The 21,649-nt window shown below is 74.3% G+C and carries 17 protein-coding genes; 3 read left to right on the top strand and 14 right to left on the bottom strand.

Annotation, left to right across the window (positions count from 1 at the left end):
- Window position 1: 1 nt before the first annotated feature.
- Window positions 2-976, bottom strand: a complete 975-nt coding sequence (locus EES43_RS28340) for an ABC transporter substrate-binding protein (RefSeq protein WP_124271406.1) — start codon at window positions 974-976, stop codon at window positions 2-4.
- The gene (locus tag EES43_RS28345; protein ID WP_206430140.1) at window positions 973-1,881 is read right to left on the bottom strand and encodes an ABC transporter ATP-binding protein; all 909 of its coding nucleotides are present in this window, start codon (window positions 1,879-1,881) and stop codon (window positions 973-975) included. The genes EES43_RS28340 and EES43_RS28345 overlap by 4 nt, the downstream gene beginning before the upstream one ends.
- A gap of 424 nt (window positions 1,882-2,305) precedes the next feature.
- On the opposite strand from EES43_RS28345, the gene EES43_RS28350 reads away from it, so the two are divergent.
- Complete coding sequence (locus tag EES43_RS28350; RefSeq protein ID WP_124271407.1) at window positions 2,306-2,755, top strand: subtilase-type protease inhibitor; 450 nt, start codon at window positions 2,306-2,308, stop codon at window positions 2,753-2,755.
- Between the two features lie 196 nt (window positions 2,756-2,951).
- Here EES43_RS28350 and EES43_RS28355 read toward each other — a convergent pair whose 3' ends face one another.
- The 4 genes from EES43_RS28355 to EES43_RS28370 all read right to left on the bottom strand — a co-directional run bounded on the left by EES43_RS28355 (window position 2,952) and on the right by EES43_RS28370 (window position 10,047).
- Window positions 2,952-4,568 carry an MFS transporter gene (locus EES43_RS28355; protein ID WP_124271408.1) on the bottom strand — a complete coding sequence of 539 codons (1,617 nt, stop codon included), beginning with the start codon at window positions 4,566-4,568 and terminating at the stop codon, window positions 2,952-2,954.
- An 85-nt stretch (window positions 4,569-4,653) separates the two neighbouring features.
- Window positions 4,654-7,125 carry a SpoIIE family protein phosphatase gene (locus tag EES43_RS28360; protein ID WP_124271409.1) on the bottom strand — a complete coding sequence of 824 codons (2,472 nt, stop codon included), beginning with the start codon at window positions 7,123-7,125 and terminating at the stop codon, window positions 4,654-4,656.
- Between the two features lie 241 nt (window positions 7,126-7,366).
- Window positions 7,367-8,632 (bottom strand): glycoside hydrolase family 26 protein, encoded by a 1,266-nt coding sequence (locus EES43_RS28365; RefSeq protein WP_124271410.1) that lies wholly within the window; start codon window positions 8,630-8,632, stop codon window positions 7,367-7,369.
- Window positions 8,633-8,757: 125 nt separating this feature from the next.
- A complete protein-coding gene (locus EES43_RS28370; RefSeq protein WP_124271411.1) occupies window positions 8,758-10,047 on the bottom strand; it encodes a cytochrome P450 in 1,290 nt (429 codons plus the stop codon).
- A 242-nt stretch (window positions 10,048-10,289) separates the two neighbouring features.
- Here EES43_RS28370 and EES43_RS28375 point away from each other — a divergent pair, with 242 nt between their 5' ends.
- Both EES43_RS28375 and EES43_RS28380 read left to right on the top strand, forming a co-directional pair.
- The gene (locus EES43_RS28375) at window positions 10,290-10,811 is read left to right on the top strand and encodes a tyrosinase family oxidase copper chaperone (RefSeq protein ID WP_124271412.1); all 522 of its coding nucleotides are present in this window, start codon (window positions 10,290-10,292) and stop codon (window positions 10,809-10,811) included.
- 20 nt (window positions 10,812-10,831) lie between these two features.
- The gene (locus EES43_RS28380) at window positions 10,832-11,692 is read left to right on the top strand and encodes a tyrosinase family protein (protein WP_124271413.1); all 861 of its coding nucleotides are present in this window, start codon (window positions 10,832-10,834) and stop codon (window positions 11,690-11,692) included.
- 80 nt (window positions 11,693-11,772) lie between these two features.
- Here EES43_RS28380 and EES43_RS28385 read toward each other — a convergent pair whose 3' ends face one another.
- The 8 genes from EES43_RS28385 to EES43_RS28420 are packed head-to-tail and all read right to left on the bottom strand — an operon-like array spanning window position 11,773 to window position 21,274.
- Entirely contained in the window at window positions 11,773-12,921 is a 1,149-nt protein-coding gene (locus EES43_RS28385; RefSeq protein WP_124271414.1) for a GNAT family N-acetyltransferase, read from the bottom strand.
- The gene (locus tag EES43_RS28390; protein ID WP_124271415.1) at window positions 12,918-13,595 is read right to left on the bottom strand and encodes a YveK family protein; all 678 of its coding nucleotides are present in this window, start codon (window positions 13,593-13,595) and stop codon (window positions 12,918-12,920) included. The genes EES43_RS28385 and EES43_RS28390 overlap by 4 nt, the downstream gene beginning before the upstream one ends.
- Window positions 13,592-14,728, bottom strand: a complete 1,137-nt coding sequence (locus EES43_RS28395; protein ID WP_124271416.1) for a glycosyltransferase — start codon at window positions 14,726-14,728, stop codon at window positions 13,592-13,594. Before EES43_RS28395 ends, EES43_RS28390 begins: the two co-directional genes overlap by 4 nt.
- Entirely contained in the window at window positions 14,725-15,537 is an 813-nt protein-coding gene (locus tag EES43_RS28400) for a polysaccharide deacetylase family protein (protein ID WP_124271417.1), read from the bottom strand. The genes EES43_RS28395 and EES43_RS28400 overlap by 4 nt, the downstream gene beginning before the upstream one ends.
- The gene (locus EES43_RS28405) at window positions 15,527-17,254 is read right to left on the bottom strand and encodes a lipid II flippase MurJ (RefSeq protein WP_124271418.1); all 1,728 of its coding nucleotides are present in this window, start codon (window positions 17,252-17,254) and stop codon (window positions 15,527-15,529) included. Before EES43_RS28405 ends, EES43_RS28400 begins: the two co-directional genes overlap by 11 nt.
- On the bottom strand, window positions 17,251-18,630 hold the full coding sequence (locus tag EES43_RS28410) for an O-antigen ligase family protein (protein ID WP_124271419.1): 1,380 nt from the start codon (window positions 18,628-18,630) through the stop codon (window positions 17,251-17,253). Before EES43_RS28410 ends, EES43_RS28405 begins: the two co-directional genes overlap by 4 nt.
- A 2-nt stretch (window positions 18,631-18,632) precedes the next feature.
- Window positions 18,633-20,114, bottom strand: coding sequence for a sugar transferase (locus tag EES43_RS28415; RefSeq protein ID WP_124271420.1), 1,482 nt, complete (start codon window positions 20,112-20,114; stop codon window positions 18,633-18,635).
- Window positions 20,111-21,274 carry a glycosyltransferase gene (locus EES43_RS28420; protein ID WP_124271421.1) on the bottom strand — a complete coding sequence of 388 codons (1,164 nt, stop codon included), beginning with the start codon at window positions 21,272-21,274 and terminating at the stop codon, window positions 20,111-20,113. Before EES43_RS28420 ends, EES43_RS28415 begins: the two co-directional genes overlap by 4 nt.
- Window positions 21,275-21,649: the final 375 nt, after the last annotated feature.

Consider the following 21,649-nt stretch of genomic DNA (forward strand, 5'->3'; position numbering starts at 1 on the left):
CTCAGGCGGTCAGCGCTTCTGTGAGCGCGTCGATGTAGGCGCGCATGGACGCGGTGCCGCCGAACATCCAGATGCCGTCGGGCAGCCGGTGGACCTCGTCGTTCTTCACGAACGGGAGCGACTTCCAGACGGCGTTGTCCTTGAGCCCGTCGGCGAACGGGTCGCCGCCGTCGGAGTCGTTGGCTATGTAGGTGAAGCGCGCGTCGCCGAGTTCGGTCAGACCCTCGACGTCCGTCGCCGCCAGTCCGTACGCCTTGTCGCCCTTCAGCTTCCACGGGTCGACCAGGCCGAGTTCGGTGTTGACGTCGGCGAGCAGCGAACCGGTCACGAAGGGGCGCACCGACACCTGGTTGCCCTCCTTCCAGCCGTCGGCGAAGGCGACCTTCTCGCCGTCGAGCCCGGCGTCCGCGAGCTTCTTCCGGCCGTCGGCGACGGCCTCGCGGAAGGAGGCGACCTCGGCCTTCGCCCGGTCCTCGGTGCCGGTGGCCCTGGCGAGCAGGTTCATGGTGTCGACCATCTGGTCGATCTGCCGGCCGGCGTCGGCGGAACGCACCACCACGACCGGTGCGGCCTTGGAGAGCTGCGCGATGGCGGCGTCGGACAGGTCGGTGGTCGCGACGACGAGGTCGGGCTTGAGGCCCGCGACGGTCGCGACGCTGGGCTCGCCGCGGGTGCCGATGTCGGTGACGCCGTCCTTGAGCGGGGCCGCCTTGTCGTACGCGGTGTAGCCCTTGACGTCGGCGACGCCGACGGGCTGGACGCCGAGGGTGACGAGCGACTCGACGACGTTCCACTCGGTGCCGACGACGCGCTCGGCCGGTCCGTCGAGCGTGATCTTCTTGCCGCGGACATCGGTGATCGTCAGCGTGGAGTCGGCCGCGGACTCCTTCTTCGGCGCTTCGCTCGTGCCGCAGCCCGTGAGGGCGAGGGCCGCCGCGGCTGCGACGACGGGCCAGGCCAGGTGCTTGGTGCTCATGAGGAGGGGTGGGGCCTTTCGGTGCGAAGGTGGTGGCGGCCCACCGCGCGGGTGCGGGGGACGCCGGTGGTGGAGTCGGGTTCGACGTCTATGCGGATGCCGTACGCCTCGGTGAGCCGTGCGGATTCGTAGACCTGTGCGGGCGTTCCGGCGGCGACGATCCGCCCCGACGTGAGCAGGACGACCTGGTCGGCCACCGCGGCGGCCTGGTCCAGGTCGTGCAGGACGACGCCGACGGTCACGCCGTGGGTGTCGGCGAGGTCGCGCACCAGGTCGAGGATCTCGACCTGGTAGCGCAGGTCCAGATAGGTCGTCGGCTCGTCGAGGAGCAGCACGTCGGTGTCCTGGGCGAGGCAGCAGGCGAACCAGACGCGTTGCAACTGCCCGCCGGAGAGGCTTTCGACGCCGCGGTCGGCGAAGTCAGCGAGGTCGGTGACCGCGAGCGCGTGCTCGATCATCCGGGCGCCGTCGGGGTCCGTGCCGCGGAGCCGGTGCCGGTAGGGGTGGCGGCCGAAACCCACCACGTCGCGGACGCTCAACCCGGCCGGGGACGTCCGGCTCTGGGCCAGCAGCGTGACGCGGCGGGCGAAGTCGGAGCGGGACAGGGCCAGCGCGTCGACGGGCTCGGCGTCCTGCGCCGCTACGGTCACGGAGCCGGCGCGTGCCTTGTGGAGCCGGGCCACGGCACGCAGCAGGGTGGACTTTCCGCTGCCGTTCGGGCCGATGAGCGCGGTGACGCGACCGCGGGGTAGCCGGAGGTCGGCCTGGTGCACGACGTCGGTGCGGTCGTACGCGACGGTCATGGAACGGGCGTCGAGGCCGACGGGCGCGGGGGAGACGCCGTCGTCGGGGACGGGCTGCCGGCGCGGCGGGCGGTCTTCTCGGTCGAGGGCAGGAGCGATCACGAACGTGAGGTTAGCCTAGCCTAAATTCACCCCATGACGCGGTATCCGGAACTTAAGACTCCGGATACCGGGGTCGCGAGGGTCGATCGCCCCGGAGGTCTCTTTCGCGTGACATGGCCCACAGGTCGGCCCTCCGGTGTGACGGCGCCCACCTCGGGCGGCGGTACTTTCCGGCCGAACCGGCGTGTCGTGACGGCAGGTCAATTCAGCGATCACCGCAGGTCGGACGGTTCTCCCGGCGGGAGCCACCGAAGATCGTCCACATGGTGGACAGCTCGCGCCGACCCTTCTGAGCTGCCCGAACGACCATCCGGTCGGGTCGAACGAACGTCTACGGCTGGAAGCCGGTCGTCGATGTGCGCCTACTTTCCGCATGCGCAAGACTCCTGACCGCAATCAACACCCGAGCGAGGAGTTTTCACCAATGCACCGCAACACTCACGCAATCTTCACGACCCTCACCGCCGGCGCCCTGCTGCTGGGCGGTCTCGCCACGGCCACCGCCAGCGCGCACGCCGCTCCGGCCAAGCCGCAGAGCCTCTACGCCCCGTCCGCGCTCGTGCTCACCGTCGCCCGCGGCGAGGACCCGCTCACGGCCACCGTCGAGCGGGCCGTCACGCTCACCTGCGCCCCGCGCGCCGAGGGCTCCCACCCGGCGGCAGCCGCCGCCTGCAAGGAGCTGAAGGCGGTGGACGGTCAGTTCAACCGGCTCATGGACGCCCCCTCGACCAAGACCTGTACCAGGCAGTGGGACCCCGTCTCGCTCACCGCCCACGGTGTCTGGCAGGGCAAGCGGGTCGACTTCGCCGCCACGTACGGAAACCCCTGCGAGATGCAGGGCAGCGTCGACAACAGCACGGTCTTCGCCTTCTGAGACCGCCCGGGGCGGGAGCCGACGCCGACGTGACGGGGCGCTTCGCCGCCGTCCCGGCGCACCCGGTTCCCTCCCCGATCCCGGCGTGCCCCGCACACGCCGACCCGACACGATGACCGGGACCAGTCGGTCGCCCCGGCCGTTTCCGCCACGGCCGGACGCGCCCGCCCCGGTCAGCTCGGGTCGGGGCCGCCCCTCACGAGGGCGGCTCCTCCTGCGTCACACGCGTCCCCGGATGGCGCAGAGAGCACAGATACGCGAGAGCCAGCGCGATCGCCATCCCGTAGAAAACCCACTGGTTGGCCTCGGCGAAGTCCACCCGGATCGCCTGCATCGAGTCCCGTACCACCTCGGCCACCGGCCCGCCGCCGGACGGCCCGCGGGAGTCCGCGTTACCGGTCACCGACTGCGCGACCGCCTCGGCGGCGTCCCGCGCGGCCCCCTCGGGCACGCCCCTGCCCCGCAGGGTGGCGGCCACCTTGTCGGCGGTCGTGTGCGTCAGCACGGTGCCGTAAACGGCCAGTCCGATACTGGCCGCGAAGTTGCGCACGGTCTGGGTGATGCCGGTGACCTCGCCGTAGGACGCGTCGATCGACCGGTTCACCGCGTCCGTCGACGCGGGCGCCAGCAGCAGCCCGATGCCCGCGCCGGCCAGGGCCGCGTACGGCCACTGGTCGTGCATCGACAGCGTGGTCAGCTTCCCCGCCCAGAGGGCGAAGCCCACCGCGCCGACCGCCGTGCCGAGCCGCATGGCGGGACGGGCCCCGCGCTTGTCCAGGATCCGGCCGCCCCACTGCGAGGAGAGGCCGAAGCCGATGAAGAAGTACAGGAGGTACAGCGCGGCCTGGTTCGGCGACGCGCTCAGCGAGACCTGCGCGTACACGGAGGCGAAGAAGAACACCGGGACGAACGCCATCATGGCGAAGAACAGCACCGCCGTGTCGACCCGGAACGCCAGGTCCCGGAAGACCCGCAGCTTGATGAGCGGGTAGCGGGTGCGCAGTTCCAGCCGGCAGAAGAGCACGAGCACCAGCAGCCCGCCGACGATGCACCCCCAGGTCGCCGCGCTGCCCCAGCCCCAGGTGGACGCCTGCTGGAGTCCCAGCACCGTCAGGCCCATGCCGATCGCGACCAGGGCCGCCCCGGGCAGGTCGAGCGGCTCGCGGCGGGTCCGCTCCGGGATGTGGGCCAGCAGCGTCAGCACGATGGCGATCACCGCGACCGGCACGTTGACCCAGAAGATCGCGCGCCAGGTCCAGTCGGTGAGCCAGCCGCCGAGCAGCGGCCCCACCGCCGTCAGCGCCCCGGAGAGCCCGAAGAACAGCGCCAGCGCCCGCCCCCGGCGCTCCACCGGGAATACCGCGATGACCACGGCGAGCGCGGCCGGGAACATCAGGGCCGCGCCGATGCCCTGGACGGCCCGGAAGCCGATCAGCCACGCCTGCGCGAAGTCGCCGGACGGCACCGCCCCGCAGAGCGCCGAGGCGATGACGAAGACCAGCGTGCCGATGAGCATCACCCGGCGGTGCCCGTAGATGTCGGACAGCCGCCCGCCCAGCGCGAAGAAGGCGGCGAGCGCGAGCAGGTAGGCGTTGACGACCCACTGCATCTGCGAGGAGGTGAGACCGAGTTCGTGGATGATCTCCGGGGCCGCGATGGCGACGATCGTCTGGTCGATGAAGGTCATCGACACCGCGAACAGCATCGCCGCGAGGGCGAGCCTCTGGTTCGGTGCTGTCCCGCCGCGGCCCGGATCCGACGGTCCTGACGACGTCGGCTCCGGACCGCCCGGGTTCGGGGTTCCTCCAGGCATGGGCCCATCGTGCTCGGCCCCGGGCGGGGCCGCACGCCGAGCGCGGTCATCCGGGCGGCGCGAGGAGGCCGGCGCCGGCCCGGTCTCACGGCAGGTTCTGCTCCGCCCAGATGATCTTCCCCTGCGGGGTGTAGCGCGTCCCCCAGCGCCGGGAGAGCTGCGCGACGAGGAACAGTCCCCGTCCGCCCTCGTCCGTCGTCCGGGCGTGCCGCAGCCGGGGCGAGGTGTTGCTGGCGTCGGAGACCTCGCAGATCAACGCCGACTGGAGCAGCAAACGCAGCCGCACCGGCCCGGACGCGTAGCGGATCGCGTTGGTCACCAGCTCGCTGACGATCAGCTCGGTCGTCATCGTCAGCTCCGTCAGCCCCCACTCCTCCAGCCGGCGCGCCACGTCGCTCCGGATCGTCCCGACGGCCGCCGGGTCGAGAGGCACGTCCCAGGAGGCCAGCTGATCGGGGCTCAGCGCGTGGGTGCGGGCCAGCAGCAGGGCGATGTCGTCCGGCTGGGGCGCCGGCAGCAGCTCCGCCACCACCGCCGAGCACAGCTCCTCCAGACCCAGCCCCGGCCGCGCCAGGGCGTGCCGCAGCCGGTCCATTCCGTGCTCGATGTCCTTGTCGGCGCCCTCGACGAGCCCGTCGGTGTAGAGGCCCAGCAGGCTTCCCTCGGGCAGCTCGACCTCCCTGGCCTCGAAGGGCAGTCCGCCGAGCCCCAGAGGCGGCCCGGCGGGCAGCGCCGGAAAGCTGACCGTTCCGTCCGGGGTGAGGAGGACCGGCGGCGGATGACCCGCCCGCGCCATCGTGCAGCAGCGCGTCGTCGGATCGTAGACGGCGTACAGGCAGGTCGCGCCCAGCACCGTCGTGCCGCCCCGGTCGGCTCGCTCGCCCGACGTCTCCTCCTCGCTCAGCCGCAGGACGAGGTCGTCCAGCCGGGCCAGCAGCTCGTCGGGCGGCAGGTCCATGTCGGCCAGCGTCTGGACGGCGGTACGGAGCCGGCCCATCGTCGCCGCGGCGTTGATGCCGTGCCCGACGACATCGCCGATGACCAGACCGACCCGGGCGCCGGAGAGCGGGATCACGTCGAACCAGTCGCCGCCCACACCGTCCTTCGCGTCCGCCGGAAGGTAGGAGGAGGCCACGTCCAGGGCCGTCCCGCCGCGCAGCGTGCGCGGCAGCAGGCTCTGCTGGAGGACGAGCGCCGCGGTGTGCTCACGCGTGTAGCGGCGGGCGTTGTCCACGCACACCGCGGCCCGCGCCACCAGTTCCCGGGCCGGCGCCACGTCGTCCTCGTCGAACGGCACGGGGTTGCGCGACCGCATGAACGTGGTGAGCCCGAGGACGGTCTCGCGCGCCCGCATGGGCACGGAGATGAGCGAGTGCAGTCCGAACTCCCGGATCCGCGAGGCCCGTACGGGCTGTTCCACGGCCCATGGAGGACTGTCGGGATCGAGCATCGGCAGAAGGACCGGGTCGCCGTCGACGAGGAAGCGCTCGTCGTGCGACGGCAGGACGAAGTCGACGGTCTCGCCGATCCGTACAGCCGCCTCCGGGCATCCCTCGCGCACCGAGCGCATCGCCGTGCGGCGCAGCAGCAGCCGGCCGCCGTTCTCCCCGCCGGACATCAGCAGCCCGGCCCGGTCGTCGCCGAGCGCGGTGTCCAGCAGGTCGACGTAGACGTAGTCGGCGAACCGGGGCACCGCGAAGTCGGCGAGCTCCTGTGCGGTGCGCTGCACGTCCAGAGTGCTGCCGATGCTCGCGCCCGCCTCGTTGACCAGCGCGAGCAGCCGGCGCGCGTTCCACCGGTCGGTCACGTCGAGGACCATGTAGCCGATGCCGATCCGGTTCTCCTCGGCGTCGGCCAGCGGGAAGAACGAACTCGAATACGCCCGCCGGCGATGTGGATCCGACCAGCTCCACCCCAGGTACTCGTAGTCCGTGATCGGCGCGCCGGTCACCAGGACCTGCCGCATCAGCCGCTCGGTGGTCGCCGCCAGCTCCCCGGGCAGCACCTCGTTCGGGCGGCGGCCCAGCCGCTGCTCCCGGGGCACTCCGCCGAACCGCTCCAGGGTGTCGTTGAGCCAGAGGTAGCGCAGCTGCGGATCCAGCACCGCCATCCCCACCGGGGACCTGGTCAGGAAGCCGTCCAGCACCGAGCCCCGCACGGTCCAGCGCCGGGTGCGCTCCCGCCCCGAGACCAGGAAGCCCTCACGCCCGGCGACCAGGAACGAGCCGGACACCCGCAGGTCGGCATCGACCGGCCGGCCGTCCCGCGCGCGCAGCGCGACCTGCCCGCTCCAGCCGGCCCCGCCGCGGCAGTGGTCCGCCACCGCCGCCGTACGACGGAGGTCCGGCGGCCCGCCCAGGAGCAGCGCGGAGGACCGGCCGACGACCTCGGCGGCCGGGTATCCGAGCAGCGCCTCCGCCCCGCGGGTCCAGCCCATGACCGTGCCGTCCCCGGCGATGACCGCCGCGGCGTCGTCGGCCACCTGCGCCGTCCCCCAGGCGTCCACGGAGGACACCGGGCCGGGCCCCGCCGGGGGGCCCTCATCGGCGGATGCCATGCATCTCACCACCATCTCTAGGTTTCCATGGTCGCTCCTCGCCGGGCGGTGCGCACCGGTGCGTACTCCGGACGGGGCGGGGACGGGGCCGTTCCCCCGTTCGGCGGCGTGACGGAGCGGTTCGTGCCCCCGTTGGGAGGAGAGACGAGCGGTCGCTCGTCCCCCTGCCCCGCGCTGGACCCGTGTGGGAGGACGGCTCCGGCTCCCGAAGCGGGAGCCGGAGCCGCTTTCGTCCGCCGGATCAGTAGCGGAAGCAGATCCTGCGTTCCCTGAGCCACCGCCCGAGCAGGTCTGCGAACGGAACCGTCACGCACCACCTGCGCGGAGGCGTCGCCGGTGCGGGAGGAGCCGAGGAGGGCGCGGGCCGCACCGGGGGCGAGGGCCGCGGGGAGGGCTCCGAGGCGCCCGGCGTCCCGGACGGGCCGGGCGCGGGGGCCGTCGGCGCGGGAGGCGGGGTGGGCGCGGGGCTCGGAGTGCCGGTAGCGGGCCGGGCGGGCGCGGCCATCTCCGTGAGCATGGTCCGGTAGACCCGCGAGGACCGCGGATTGCGCTTGCACTGCCAGACGCCGTGCGGACAGTAGTCCGTGATCGTCTGGTACAGCGGATCGTGCCGGTCGATCCATTCGAGCATCCGCCGCATGTACACGGGGTTGTCGCCGTTGCGGAAGAGGCCCCATTCCGGGAACGAGATCGGCTTCCCGTGGGCCGCCGCGAAGTCGACGTGCTTCTGGAGCCCGTACGGGTCGTGGATCTGGTCGTCGAACGACTCGCCCGGAGGCTGGTCGTAGGAGTCCATGCCGATGATGTCGACGACGTCGTCACCGGGATAGCACTCCGTCCAGGGCACCGCGTCCCGTCCCCGGCTCGGCGTGAAGTCGAAGCGGAACCGCTGGCCCGGCACGTCCCGCATCGCCGTGACGATCCGCTGCCAGTACGCCTTCCAGGCCGCGGGATCGGGGCCGCAGCGGTGGGTGTAGGTGGTCCCGTTCATCTCCCAGCCGAGCACGACGACCGTGTCGGGCACGCCGAGCGACACCAGCCGCTCGGCCAGCCTGGTGAAGTGCCGGTCGAAGTCGCCTGCCGCGCCCGACCGCAGCAGGGAGCGGACCTCCGCGTCCGGGACGCGCTCCTCGTTGCGCTCCAGCATCGGTACGTTCAGGACGAACAGCCGGTCCTCGTCCTCGGCGCGCCAGTCCGCCCAGGACGTCAGGAAACCGGGGGCGCCCTCGATGTTGACCCACAGGTCGCCCGGGAGGTAGGTGTGCCCCACGCGCAGGTCCGCACCGCCCAGCCACCGCGACAGTTCCGCCATCCTGCTCACTCCGGCGGGTCCGTAGTCGAGGTAGGCGCCGTGGGCGGTGGCGCCCGGGACGGCCGGCGGGCCGGGCGCGGCGCTGTCGACGGCGTCGGCGCCCGGAGGCGGTTGGCCCGCGATGCCGCCGCCCGCCAGGAGGCTCAGAGCGACCGCCGCGACGCACGTGCTGATGAGTCGGCGCTTGGCCGGCATGGCTCCTCCTGGCTGCGGTGGCGATTTCCGGCGGTTTCGGCCCGGTGGGGAGAGGGGTTCATCATCGTGTACCGCCCTCGAACGCGGTGGGCCATCACTCGTGTGCGGCGTTGCGGGCGTGCCGTTCAGGTGAACGCGGGGCCGAACGTGAGCGGCAGCGAACCGACGCGGTTGTCGAAGTTCGCATCGATGAGCCGCGGATCTCCCGGACGGGGGACGACGCGCCCGCGCGTGAGGATCTCCCGGAAGAGGGCTGTCATCTCCAGGCGGGCCAGGTGGGCGCCGAGGCAGTGGTGGGGGCCGCCGCCCCCGTACCCCAGGTGCGGATTCGGCGACCGGGTGATGTCGAAGATATCCGGGCGCGTGAAGACCGCCTCGTCGCGGTTGGCCGACGCGTAGACGAGCGCGACCCTCTCGCCGGGCCGGAACGTGCGACCGCCCAGCCGGAATTCCGCCACGACGGTCCTGCGGAACTGGATGATCGGCGTCGAATGGCGGACGATCTCGTCGACCGCGCCGCCGATGTGCCGGTCGAAGTCGGAGCGCAGCAGCGCCTGTTGCTCCGGATGCCGATGGAGCAGCGACAGCCCGTGGGCGAGGGCGTTGCGCGTGGTCTCCACGCCGGCCACCAGCAGCAGCGAGAAGAACGCGCCGAGCCGGCGCGCGGAGAGCGCCTCGCCGTCGACGTCCGCGCACACCAGGGCCGAGACGAGATCGTCCTGCGGACGGCGGCGGCGCTCGTGCGCCAGTCGCGCCATGAGGAGCCGCATCCGGGCCAGGGAGGCGAGCCCGCGCCCCGGAATCCGGATTCTCGCCCGGCCGCGCCGCGCCACGCCGACGTGCTCCGAGGCGTGGTCGATCTGCGCGGCGATCCGCGCCCGGTACGCGCCGGGGATGCCCATCAGGTCGCAGATCACCTCCAGCGGCAGCCGCGAGGCGGCCGACGGCATGAAGTCGCCGGAACGGGCCTGGACCATCTCGTCGACCAGCCTGCCGGCGAGCCGGCCGATGTTCTCCTCGGCCGCCGCCAGCAGCCGAGGCGTGAAGCGCCGGGAGACGATCCGGCGCAGCGCCGCGTGCTCGACGCCGTCCATGCTCACCATCGAGTCCCCGAACAGCGCCCTGGCCCAGCGGGCGGGCTCCGGCGTCGTGACCCCCGGGGCACTGGCGAACACCTGCGGTGTGCGGCTCGCCGTCCGCACGTCCGCGTGGCGCACCAGGGCGTAGAAGGGTTTGCCCGACGTGCGGGCGGCGCCCGGTCCCGGGGTGAACAGGACGGGTTCGTCCAGCTCCCGCAGCCGGGCGAACGCCCTGAGGCGGTCGGGGCGCGGCAGCCGCCAGAAGTCCGGGTCGGCGAGATCGACGTCCGCCGCGTGGCGTACGCGGTTCCCGGACGTCCGGTGCGCAACGGTCATGATCGACACCTCCACGGGTTCGACGGCCGGGCTCCGGCCCTCAGCCATGTTCCGGTCCGGGGCGCGCACCGCGCCTCCCGACGCGGCCGACCCGGGCGGATGGCCGCGCATGTCACGCGTTTGCCCGAAGCGGGAGGGCCGAACGCCGCACGCGGAGAACTGTTCCCCGCTCGCCTCGTTGACGACATCGCCGTCAACGGCCGCCACCCGCAAACCAGTCGACGAGAGGCAGGCAGCCCCCCATGCCCCCTGCGCCCCCCACCAACTCCCCGACCGCTCCGAATTCCGCCGGTTCCCCGACCCCCGCGACGGACCGGGCCGACGCACCCCCCGCGACGAGCGGGACGTCCCGCCGCGTCGCCCTCCGCACCGCCTTCACCGCCGCCGCGGTCGCCGGCGCCGCCGCGGTCCTCCTGCCGGTCCTCGACCGGGAGGCGGGCAGCGCCACCCGTTCCGCGCCGGGACCGGCCGCGGACCGGCCGGACCGCGGCCGGGCGACGGAGCGGTTCGCCGAGACGTACCGGGGCCGCGAGATCCGGGGCACGGCCACCGACGTCGTGCCGGCCGGCCGCGGCCTCCCGTCCGGACAGGTCACGGAAGTCCTCATCGACGGCAGGCCGCTGCACGTCATGAGACGGGCGGACGGCACCTATCTGAGCGAGGTGAGGCACTACGAGTCGTACCCGACGCTCCTGGAGACGGCGCGCGCGGCCGTCGACGAGCTCGGCTCCGCCCGCCTCAGGGCCCCGTCGCACTCCATGTGAAACCAGGAAGGACCGCACCCGTGCACACCCGCAGGAACCAGCGCGATCTCACGCGCACCGAGAAGCGCCGGCTCGTCGACGCGATCCTCAGGCTCAAGCGCTCCGGCCGCTACGACGACTTCGTCGTCATGCACCGCGAGTTCTACGTGATGGACACCGAGGGCCAGCCGCGTCCCGCCCATATGACGCCCTCGTTCTTCCCCTGGCACCGCCGATACCTGCTGGAGTTCGAGAAAGCCCTGCAAGCCGTGGATCCGAAGGTCAGCGTCCCGTACTGGGACTGGACCCGGGACAACACGCCCGCCGCCTCCCTGTGGGCGGAGGACTTCCTCGGCGGCAACGGCAGGGCCGGCGACCGGGAGGTCACCACCGGGCCGTTCGCCTACCGCGCGGGCAACTGGAAGGTGGGGGTCGGAGTCACCGACGAGAACTACCTCACGCGCAACTTCGGCCGGCCCGAGGACCCGGTGGCCCTGCCCACGAAGGAGGACGTGGCGCGCGCCCTGAAGGACCCGGTCTACGACACGGAGCCGTGGAACAGCACCAGCGTCAAGGGCTTCCGCAACCGCGTCGAGGGATGGGGGATCCACCAGGTGCGCGGGGTGGCCAACCACAACCGGGTCCACCAGTGGGTCGGCGGCCCGATGGCCGGAGCGGCCTCGCCGGAGGATCCGGTGTTCTGGCTGCACCACTCCTTCATGGACCTGCTCTGGGACCGCTGGCAGAAGGCGCACCCGCGCTCCGCCTATCTGCCGGGCCGCGCACCGGCCGAGCCCGGACCCGGCCGGAAGACCGTCTTCGGCCTCCACGACCCCATGCCGCCCTGGAACGTGACGCCCGCGAAGCTGACCGGCCACGGCAAGCTCTACCGCTACGCCTGACCCGGCGGCGACGAGAACGGCCGGTCTCCTCCGCGCGGGAGGAGACCGGCCGTTCTCGTCGCCGCCGTACGCCGCCTTCCTCAGCGGCCGAGGACCGGAAGCCCGGCGAGCCGGTCGCGCCAGTCCCGGGCGGCGGGGAACCGTGACTTCACCGTCCCGGCCGCCCGCTCGCGGACCGCCACCTGCGACTCGCGCAGCCGCAGCAGCGGCTCCAGCCCCGGCCGGGCCAGCAGCAGCCGCTGATTGACCACCCGCACCGGCCGCCAGTGGTCCTTGTACTGCTCCGCGCCGCGCAGCAGGCTCAGCACCTCATGGCCGGCGTCCGACGCCTGCTGGGCCACCTCCCGCAGCAGCAGGGTCGACACATCGACCTTCCGCTCCCGCAGCCCCGGGTCCGCGCCGTACAGATAGCCGCCCGCCAGACGCCCCGACTGGAGCGTGAGGTTGGCCACCACCACCGTGCCGTCCAGCCGGAACTCGGTCATGGCCGCCGTGCCGTCCCCCGCCATCCTCCCGACGGACCGGATCAGGTGGTCCGAGAACCGCGTCCTGAGGTGCTCGGGGTTCACCCCCCGGTCGCGCCACTGAAGTTCGTGCAGGCGCAGCAGCGTTCCGATCGCCGCCGGAACCTCGCTCGGCGGGATCCGGCGCGTCTCGACGCCCAGCGCGTCGACCCTGCGCAGTTTCGCCCGCAGCCGCTGGCCCCGCGCACCCGTCAGCGGGCTCGCCAGATCCCCCAGGGGCCGTGCTGGCAGCTCCATGCACGTCGAGTCCGTGAGCCTGCTCCGGCCGCCCGCCCACCGGCCGAACAGCAACTGGGCCGACGCGTCGGGCCGGACCTCGCGCAGGTCGACGACCGCGTGCCGGGCCGCCCGCTCCAGTCCGCGACCCAGGGCCCCGACGGCGTACCCGGCCTCCTCCTCGTCCAACAGGATGTCGAAGAAGTCGCTGATCGCCCCGCCCATCGGAACGAGCAGCGGCATCGGCCGGTGCGCCAGCATCAGCGGCGCCGCGCCGATCAGCCGTCCCGACCGCCGTACCAGCAGCACCCGCAGGCGGCCCTCCTGGCCGTAGGAGATCCACCACGAGTGGAGCCAGGCATGGCTCTGGAACGGCGTGGCGGTCGCGCACCGGCGGTGCAGCGCGTCCCACTCCCCGGCCAGCGCGCCGAACTCCCGGAAGTCCCGGCACAGCGTCACGGACAGGCGTCCCGCCCGGCGCGCCCTCATCGAGCGAGTTCCCGGTCGCCCGCGGGGACGCCCTGGCCGCCGGAGGCCGTCGGCCCGGGGACCTGGGCCGAGACGCTCCAGCCCGCGCGCCGGGGCCGTACGAGCAGGACGAGTCCGCCCAGCAGACCGCCCGCCGCCGCGCCCACGGCGGTGCCGAGCGGCGCCGACGGCGAGACCGGCTGATCCGGTGTCATCGCGTGGGTGAACTCGATCAGCTTCACGCCGGTGTCCTCGGAGACGTGTTCGCTGCTGACGACGACGGCCTCGATGACCGCGTTGGCGATGTCGGCCGCCCGGCGCGGCTGGGTCGACGTGCCGGTGACCGCGATCATGGGCGAGTCGGGAGACGTCTCCGACCGCACCCGGGAGCGCAGTTCGCGCACCGGCTCACCCGCCGCGCCCTGGGCGTAGGAGAGGGTCGCGTCGCTGGTCACCAGACGCCCGAAGGACTGCGCGTAGCCCAGGGCCGCCGACGGGTCCGTCTCCTCCTGGGCGACCGCCATCGCGTAGCTGGTGGCCTCGTACCGCGGCGCCGTCAGCAGGCCGTACGACAGTCCGGACGCGGCGCCGAGCAGCACCAGGGCGGGCAGGGGCCACCACCGGGGCGGCCGGGGGACAGCGGTGCGCGGACGGCGTCGAAGGACGTGTCGCCGTTGCTCGGGAGAATCGGTCATGGCAGGGCTCTCCGGTTCGGTGGGACGGTGTCGAGGGCGTACGCGTACACGTCCATCAGGCGCGTGCTGCTGCGCCGGATGTCGTAGTGGCCGACGGCGCGGGGCGGCGGCAGCCGGTCGCAGGAGGGGGCGTGTATCCGCCGGCGCAGCAGCGCCGTCAGCTCGTCCGGACACCCGGTGATCCGGGTCGCGCCCGGGGCGTGGGCGGTCGGCAGGTCGTCGATCGCCGGGCAGGCGCCGTGCAGGACGGGCAGCCCCGCGGCGAGCGCCTCGACGGCGGCCAGTCCGAAGGACTCCTCGCGCGACACCGAGACGAACGCGTCCACGGCGCTGAGGAGTTCCGGCACCCCGGGCACCGGGCCGCGCCCGTCGCCGCACTCGCCGAGGAAGCGGATCCGGTTCGCCGCGCCCAGCCGCCCGGCCAGCGCCCGCAGCCGCCCGGCCTCCGGCCCGTCGCCCGCCAGCAGCAACCGTGCGCCGGGCAGCGCGGCGACCGCGCGGACGAGGACGTCGAACCGTTTGCCGGGCACCAGCCGGCCCACTCCGCCGACCACGAAGACGCCGTCGGGAAGCCCCAGGGCCGCACGGACGGCCGCGCGCCGCTCCGGCTCGAACCGGAACCGGTCCGCGTCGATGCCGTTCGGCACCAGCCGGATCCGGTCGGCCGGCACCCCCCAGTCCCGCAGCCGGCCCGCGACGGTGGGGGAGACGGCCACGGTGGCCGAGCCGAGCCGTTCGGTGCCGAGGTAGAGGGCCCGGACGCCCCGGGTGAGCGGACGGCCCTCGATCTCGTCGCGGCCCAGGGAGTGCTCGGTCGCCACCGTCGCGCGGACCCCGGCGAGCCGGGCCGCGATCCTGCCGTACACGCAGGCCCGGTAGAGGTGCGTGTGCACCAGGTCGTAGCGGCCGTCGCGGATCAGCCGGACCAGCCTCCCCACGGCCGAGAGGTCGCGGTTGCCGCCCATGCCCAGGTGGACGACGCGGACTCCGTCCGCCCGCAGCCCCGCCGCCACCGCCCCCGGATTGGTCAGCGTGACGACGTCGCACGGCACCGGCATATGACGCAGCAGCAGCCGCAACTGCTGCTCCGCGCCGCCGACCCCGAGCCCGGTGATGACGTGGAGCGCCCTCACCGCGCACCGCCCGCACCCGATGGGGAGACGGCCCGCGATCCCGCGCCTACGACCCGTCCGTACCGCAGCCCGTGCCGCAGGTCCTTCGCCCACAGCCGCACCCCGCGGTCCGCCTGGCTGACGTGCGTACGCGGCAGCGCGTACCGGCCGGCCGGCGGGCCGGGCTCCAGCGCGCAGCCGTAGCCGTACCCGGCCGCGCGGACGGCCGCGAGGACCCGCCGGTCCAGCGTGCCGTACGGGTAGCAGAAGCCCTCCGGCGGTGTGCCGGTGAGCTCCCCGATCAACTCCCGGCTGTACCGCACCTCGTGCCGCAGCTCCTCGTCCGACAGAGCCGTCAGGCGGCGGTGCAGCAGCCCGTGCGAACCGACCTCCATGCCCGCCCCGGCGACCCGCCGGATCTCCTCCTCGGTGAGCAGCGGCTTGCGCGGGCCGAGCGGGTCCCAGTCGTTCACGCCTCCCGGGCGGCCCGGCAGGACGAAGACCGTCGCCGTGCAGCCGTGCTCGCGCAGGACCGGCAGGGCCTCCCCGAGGAAGTCCGCGTACCCGTCGTCGAACGTCAGCCCGACCAGACCGCGCCGCCCCGCCGCCTCCGCCCGCAGCAGCTCCGCCACGCCGACACCGGTGAGCTTCCGGCTGCGCAGCCACGACAACTGCTGACCGAGCCGTTCGGCGGAGACGGTGATCCCGTACGGGTCGTCCCGGGGATCGGCGACCGAGTGGTAGGTGAGGATCCACGGGCGTCTGCGGGTGTGCGGGCGCGGCCGGGGCGGGGCAGTGCCGGAGCCGGGTGCCGAGGGATCAGCGGCCATCGAGGAACCTCCGTCGGATGAGTGCCAGCAGGGATGCGAGGTCGGGCGAGCGCAGCGCGAGCCCGGTCAGGAAGAACACCGCGGGGACGAGGGCGCACCCGGCGGCCAGGCTCAGCACCGGATCGGACACCAGCGGAGCCGCGGCCCAGCCCGCCGCACCGGCCGCCAGCGCCGCGCCCGACAGCCGCCCCAGGCCGAGCACGACGTCCCGGGCGCGGATGGGGACCACCCGGGTGCCGAGCCCCATCAGCAGCAGGAGCGCCGCCGAGCTGATCCCGAGCGCGTTGGCCGCGGCGATGCCGTCGACCCCGAACCGGTAGGTCAGCGCGTACCCGGCCCCGATGGTCACCAGCAGGCCGGTGCCCATCGCGAACGCCGGGAACCAGGTGGGCCGGCCCGAGGCGAAGAACGGCCGGCTCAGGGCGCCGACGAGGCAGTGGCCGAGCAGCCCCAGCGCGTAGACCCGCATCACCTGGGCCGTCGCCCCGGTGTCCGACGCGTCGAACGCGCCGCGCTGGAAGAGCACCTCGATGATCTGCGGCGCGTAGCCGAGGACCACCGCCGTGCCCAGCAGCACCACCAGCCCCGCCAGCGCGAGATCCCGCTCGACCCGCAGCCGCGCCTTCTGCCGGTTCCCGTCGGCCACGGCCTGCGCCACGACCGGGAAGGTCACCGTGCAGATCATCAGGGACAGCACCATCGGCATCTGCGCGACCTTCTGCGCGTAGTTCAGATGCGAGATCGCGCCGGCGGGCAGCGTGGACGCCAGGAACCGCTCGACCAGCACCTGCGACTGACGGCTCAGCACGAACAGCACGACCGGTGCGAGCACCGCGAACCCGAGCAGCGGAGCCGAACGCGCCGCTCCGCGCCTCCGCCGCGGCAGGCGGGGGCGGCCGGGCGGCGCCAGCCGCAGGAAGGCCGGGAGCTGGATCAGGATCATCAGGGCGCTGCCGGCGGCGACGCCCGCCGCCGCCGCCCGCACGCCCCACACCGCGTGCAGCGCCAGCGTCATGCCGATGATGCCGAGGTTGTACGCGGCGTAGACGCCGGCGGGCGGCAGGAAGCGTCCGTGCGCCCGCAGCGCGGCGCTGAAGTAGCCGGTGACGCCGAACGTCAGCACCGTGACGGCGGTGAGCCGGGTGCAGTCGACGGCGAGGCGGGGATCCGCCAGTCCGGGGGCCAGCACGCCGACGACCCACCCGGCGCCCGCGATCAGCAGCGCCGAGCCCGCCGCCAGAGCGAGGAACAGCCGGGGAAGGGTGGCCGCCACCAGGTCACGTACGGGGTCGGCTCCCGCCGCCGCACCGCCGGCGTCCGCCGTCCGCCGGGACAGGGCGAGGCTGAACGCGGGGACGAGGAGCAGGGCCATCCCGTCCTCGATGAGCAGCGTGGCCGCCATCTCCGGCACGGTCCAGGCGATCAGGAACGCGTCGCTCGCTCCGCTCGCCCCGAAGAACCGCGCGATGGCCTGGTCCCGTACGAGACCGAGGACCGCGCCCACCACGGTCAGCGCCGCCGTGGCCGCCGCCGCCCGGGCCAGGAACGCACCGAGCCGGGGCGTCTCGGCAGCCGTGCCCCGGGCCGCCTTGGGCACGGGAGCGGCAGCGGGGGGCCGCACCGGGAGCGGCGGCGGTCCGGGGGCCGGGCGACGGGGCGGCGCGGACCCGTCCGCCGTACGGCGCTCCGCCCGCGTCCCCGTACCGGTGTCGCTCATGCCGCGACCGCGGCCTTCTCCGGCTCGGCCAGCGCCCACCAGGCGGCGAGCCCCAGCACGACGCCGGTGAGGACGGACGTCGGCCCGCCGATGTCCGCGTACAGGAAGTCGACCGTCTGCCAGGCCATCAGGGCGACCGCCGCCAGGCCGCAGTCGACGGCGGCATGATCGCGCGCGCGGGCCAGCACCAGGCGGCGCACGGCCCCGGTGAGGATCGCCGCCCAGCTCCCGACGACCGCGGTGAGACCGATGAGGCCCTGCTCGCTGAGGACCAGCAGGTACATGTTGTGCGGGGACAGGAGCGGCTGCCGGCGGAACGCCTGGCCCGCCCCCGCGGTGTCGCTGCCCGAGGAGAGACCGATCGAGGCGTGGGAGTCGCGGTGCGCGGAAAAGCCCTTGAGGCCGACTCCGGCCGCGGGCCGCTCGCGCCACATCGCGCCGGCCGCGCTCCACATCGCGTAGCGGTCGCTCACCGACCGGTCCGGGGCCCGTGCCACCTGTGTCACGCTGGCGGCCCGCTCCGCGATCATGTCGGAGCCGATGCCGAACCCGCCCACCAGCACCACACCGGTCGCGCCGAGCACGGCCAGCGTCGTCAGCGCCTGCCGCCGGCCGGTCAGGGCCAGCACGACGAGGAGGGCGGCGGCCGTGGCGATCCACACGCCCCGGCTGAAGGAGAGCGCGAGCGGCACCGCCAGCGCCGCCGCGACGGCGGCGGCGCACGGCCGCAGCCAGACCGGGGCGTCGCGCGGGGCGCGCAGCGCGCAGGCCGCCGCGGCGAGCAGCCCGTAGGCGACCACCGTGGCCATGCCCATGATGTCGCTGGGCCCGAAGGTGCCGACAGCCCGGACCTCCTCGCCCATGTACGAGGCGCCGGTCCCGGTGGCGTACTGGTGGACGCCGACGACGCCCTGGACGGCGGCCAGCACCACCAGGGCTCCGGCGACGATCCGGAAGTCCCGGGCGTCCTTGAGCAGCAGGCAGACGGCCGCCGGGACCAGGACGAAGACCTGGAGGTAGCGGACCAGGCCGGGCAGGGCGGCGACCGGGTCGGCCGCGGTGACGGCGGCGACGGCGAAGCCCGCGGCCGGCAGGCCCAGCACCAGGGCGGCGACCGCGGTGAGCGGGCGGCGGCGCAGGTACAGCAGCCGTCCCGCGCACACCAGCACCGCCACCGCCGAGGCCAGGTCCGCGGGCCCGATCTCCGGGCCTCCTCCCGTTCCCGCCGCCGGAGACGGCAGGGCGGGCAGCGCCACGATCGCGAGCAGCGGCAGCAGCGGCCACCTCTCGGCCCACCGGCCCCGCCACCGGTCGCGGCGGGCGCGGGAGGCGGCGGCCGGGGCGGCGGGCGCCGGAGCGGTCAGGGTGGCGGCCATCGTCAGCTGCCCCCCAGCCGGAACAGCGAGCCCGCCGTCCGCGCCAGCACGCACGCGTCCTGCCACAGCGACCAGGTGTCGATGTAGCGGTTGTCGAACCGGGCCCGCTCCTCGATCGAGGTGTCGCCGCGCAACCCGTTCACCTGGGCCAGTCCCGTCAGGCCCACGGGCATCCGGTGGCGGTCCTGGTAACCGGGGTGGGCTCGGCTGAACTGCGCGACGAAGAAGGGTCGTTCGGGGCGCGGGCCGACCAGGCTCATATCGCCGCGCAGCACGTTCCACAACTGCGGCAGCTCGTCGAGCGAGGTGCGGCGCAGCAGTCTGCCGACGCGGCTCACGCGCCCGTCGGACGCGACGTTCCACCGGGTCGCCGACTCCTGCGCGTCGGCGGGCCGCAGCGTACGGAACTTGAGCAGGACGAAGGGGCGTCCGTACCGGCCGACCCGCTCCTGCCGGAAGATCACGCCCGGCCCGTCGGAGAGCCGCACCGCCAGCGCGCACGCGCCCATCACCGGCGCCGCGACGACCAGCCCCAGCCCGGCCAGCAGGGTGTCCATGGCCCGCTTGGCCGCGTGGCCCACCGGCCGGCGCGTCCGGTCGTGCAGCGGGTGCGCGGTGAAGCCCCACAGGTGGTCGGGGCGGCTTCCGGCGGAGCGCGCGGGGACCGCGCCCGCACCGGGGCCGGTCACCAGCCACATCCGGCAGCCATGCCCGTCGAGCAGCGCGAAGAGGGCCGCGCCGTCGGGCGTGGAGTCGACCGGAGCGGTGAACACCGCGTGCCGCACGCTGTTCTGCACCACGGCCCGGCTCGCCTCGCGCGGGCCCGCCAGCACCGGCAGCGGGGCCGCGCCGGAACGCGCGGGAGCGCTGTGGTCGCCCGCCGGGTCCACCAGGCCGACCGGACGCAGCCCGTACTCCGGATGGTCGTGCAGCGCGGCCGTCACCTGGCGGGCGACCGGACCCTGCCCCACGACCAGCGTCGACGCCGGCCGGCGGACGCCCGCCCGCTGCCGCGACCGGTACACCGCCGCGCGCCCCGCCGCGCAGAGCGCGCTCTGCGCCGCCGCCGCGTAGGCCAGGACGGTCCAGCCGATGGCGTGGTGCGGGGCCAGGACGCCCAGCGCCTGCATCGTCGCGTACCACTGGAGGAGCGAGAGGCCGAGGAGCGCGGGCAGTTCGGACAGTGCCGACGGCGACAGGCTCAGCCGGTACAGACCCCGGTAGGCGTGGAGCGGAAGGAGGACGGCGGCCTGCGCCGCGAGCACGGTCCACGGCAGGGAGGCGGGGGCGAGGAGGGCGAACACGAGGGCGGTCGCCGCCGCGTCGGCCGCCAGGAGCTGTGCTGCCGGACCCCAGCGGGCGCGTCCGCGCGAGGCGCGCGGGGCGCGCGCGGCTCCGCCGCCGCTCCGCGGCGGATGAACGGTGTGGGCCTGTACGGCCGTCGCCGGACCGGCGCCGGGAACCGGTGCACTCTCCATGGTCATCGCTCGGTGCGCTTCCTCGTCGTGGGGCCGGACATGCCGACAAGTTCCTGATAGAGGCCGGAGACCGCCCCCGCGGTCCGCCGTACGTCGAATGTCGTCCGGGTGTGGCGCAGGACCCGGCGGGACACCTCGTCGCGCAGGCCGGCGTCGGTGAGCAGGGCGGTGAGCGCGCGGGCCAGGGCCGCCGGGTCCTCGGGCGGGACGAGACAGCGGCCCTGGCCGGGCGGCAGACTCTCCCGGGCCCCGCCGACGTCGCTCATCACGACGGCCCGGCCGCAGGCCATGGCCTCCAGCGGGGCCAGCGCCATCCCCTCCCAGCGGGAGGGCAGAACGAGGACGTCCGCCGCGTGGATCCAGGGCACCACGTCCTCGCACGCCCCGGTGAACACCACGTCGGCCGGGGCCGCCCGGCGCAGTGCGGCCTCCTCGGGACCGTCGCCCACCAGGACCAGCCGCGCACCCGGCACGCGCATCCGCCGCCAGGCCCGCAGCAGGACGTCCTGCCCCTTCTGCCGGGTCAGCCGGGCGACGCAGACCACGAGCGGGGATCCGGGGGGTGTCCGGGCGAGCGGGGGCAGCGCGGCCCGGGCGGCGGTGCGCTCGGCGTCGCCGCCGGGGCGGAAGCGGGCGAGGTCGATGCCGTTGTGGATCACCGACCAGCGGGCGGCGATGCCCGCCTCCTGGCCGGTGCGCCGCTCCGACTCGCTGACGCACAGGATGTGGTCGGCCCACCGGGCCCCGAACCTCTCCCAGCCCAGGGCCAGTTCGGCGGTACGGCCCTGCACGGCCTCGAACGACCAGGCGTGCGGCTGGAAGACCGTCGGCACCCGGCCCCGTACGGCGATGCGGCCGGCGAGCCCGGCCTTGGCGCTGTGCGCGTGCACCACGTGCGGCCGGCAGGAGCGGACGATCCGGCGCGCGGCGGCCACCTCGCCCGCCAGCCGGGGGCCGGGGGCGCGGGTGGCGGACCAGCCGCGGACCTGCGCGCCAGCGGCGGCGGCCTCACGGGCCAGCGGGCTTCCCGGCGGGCAGGCCACCACGGGTCGCATACCCGCCCCGGCCTGGGCCCTGACGAGATCGGTGACGACCCGGGCCACTCCGCCGTCCACGGGCTGAACCAGATGAAGGACCGTCAATTGTCTTTCTTCAGCAGGACGCATGTGCAGCACGTACGGCTCTCTTCGCTCAATCCGGTGAGTAAAGCCGAAGTGCACTTTGGCAGATATATGGCGAAATCGTGCGCGTGACTCGCTCATACGACCACCTGGGGACCGCCTGAACGGCAGGCTCCTCCCGCCGGTCCGCGAAGGGCTCGCCGACGTGCCTGCGGCCCCCGTCGCCCAAGCGGGAAAAGGGCTGTGGAGGGGTGGCGCGGGGAGGGGCCGCGGGTGCGCCGACGCCCACCCCGCGGTACGGTCGTCACTTTTTCCGACCCGTTCCGTGCCGCCGATCGCCACACCGGATGGCAGCGCCATCCACCGTCGGGCGAGCGCCCGCCGCCCCCGGGCCGGCCCTCATCGGCCGCCGGCGCCCGA

This window comes from Streptomyces sp. ADI96-02, assembly GCF_003846185.1.
GTDB lineage: Bacteria > Actinomycetota > Actinomycetes > Streptomycetales > Streptomycetaceae > Streptomyces.

Coding starts and splice junctions, on each gene's coding strand:
- EES43_RS28340 (WP_124271406.1), bottom strand. CDS start 976: ATGAGCACCAAGCACCTGGCCTGGCCCGTCGTCGCAGCCGCGGCGGCC.
- EES43_RS28350 (WP_124271407.1), top strand. CDS start 2,306: ATGCACCGCAACACTCACGCAATCTTCACGACCCTCACCGCCGGCGCC.
- EES43_RS28355 (WP_124271408.1), bottom strand. CDS start 4,568: ATGCCTGGAGGAACCCCGAACCCGGGCGGTCCGGAGCCGACGTCGTCA.
- EES43_RS28360 (WP_124271409.1), bottom strand. CDS start 7,125: ATGGCATCCGCCGATGAGGGCCCCCCGGCGGGGCCCGGCCCGGTGTCC.
- EES43_RS28365 (WP_124271410.1), bottom strand. CDS start 8,632: ATGCCGGCCAAGCGCCGACTCATCAGCACGTGCGTCGCGGCGGTCGCT.
- EES43_RS28370 (WP_124271411.1), bottom strand. CDS start 10,047: ATGACCGTTGCGCACCGGACGTCCGGGAACCGCGTACGCCACGCGGCG.
- EES43_RS28375 (WP_124271412.1), top strand. CDS start 10,290: ATGCCCCCTGCGCCCCCCACCAACTCCCCGACCGCTCCGAATTCCGCC.
- EES43_RS28385 (WP_124271414.1), bottom strand. CDS start 12,921: ATGAGGGCGCGCCGGGCGGGACGCCTGTCCGTGACGCTGTGCCGGGAC.
- EES43_RS28390 (WP_124271415.1), bottom strand. CDS start 13,595: ATGACCGATTCTCCCGAGCAACGGCGACACGTCCTTCGACGCCGTCCG.
- EES43_RS28400 (WP_124271417.1), bottom strand. CDS start 15,537: ATGGCCGCTGATCCCTCGGCACCCGGCTCCGGCACTGCCCCGCCCCGG.
- EES43_RS28405 (WP_124271418.1), bottom strand. CDS start 17,254: ATGAGCGACACCGGTACGGGGACGCGGGCGGAGCGCCGTACGGCGGAC.
- EES43_RS28410 (WP_124271419.1), bottom strand. CDS start 18,630: ATGGCCGCCACCCTGACCGCTCCGGCGCCCGCCGCCCCGGCCGCCGCC.
- EES43_RS28415 (WP_124271420.1), bottom strand. CDS start 20,114: ATGACCATGGAGAGTGCACCGGTTCCCGGCGCCGGTCCGGCGACGGCC.
- EES43_RS28420 (WP_124271421.1), bottom strand. CDS start 21,274: ATGCGTCCTGCTGAAGAAAGACAATTGACGGTCCTTCATCTGGTTCAG.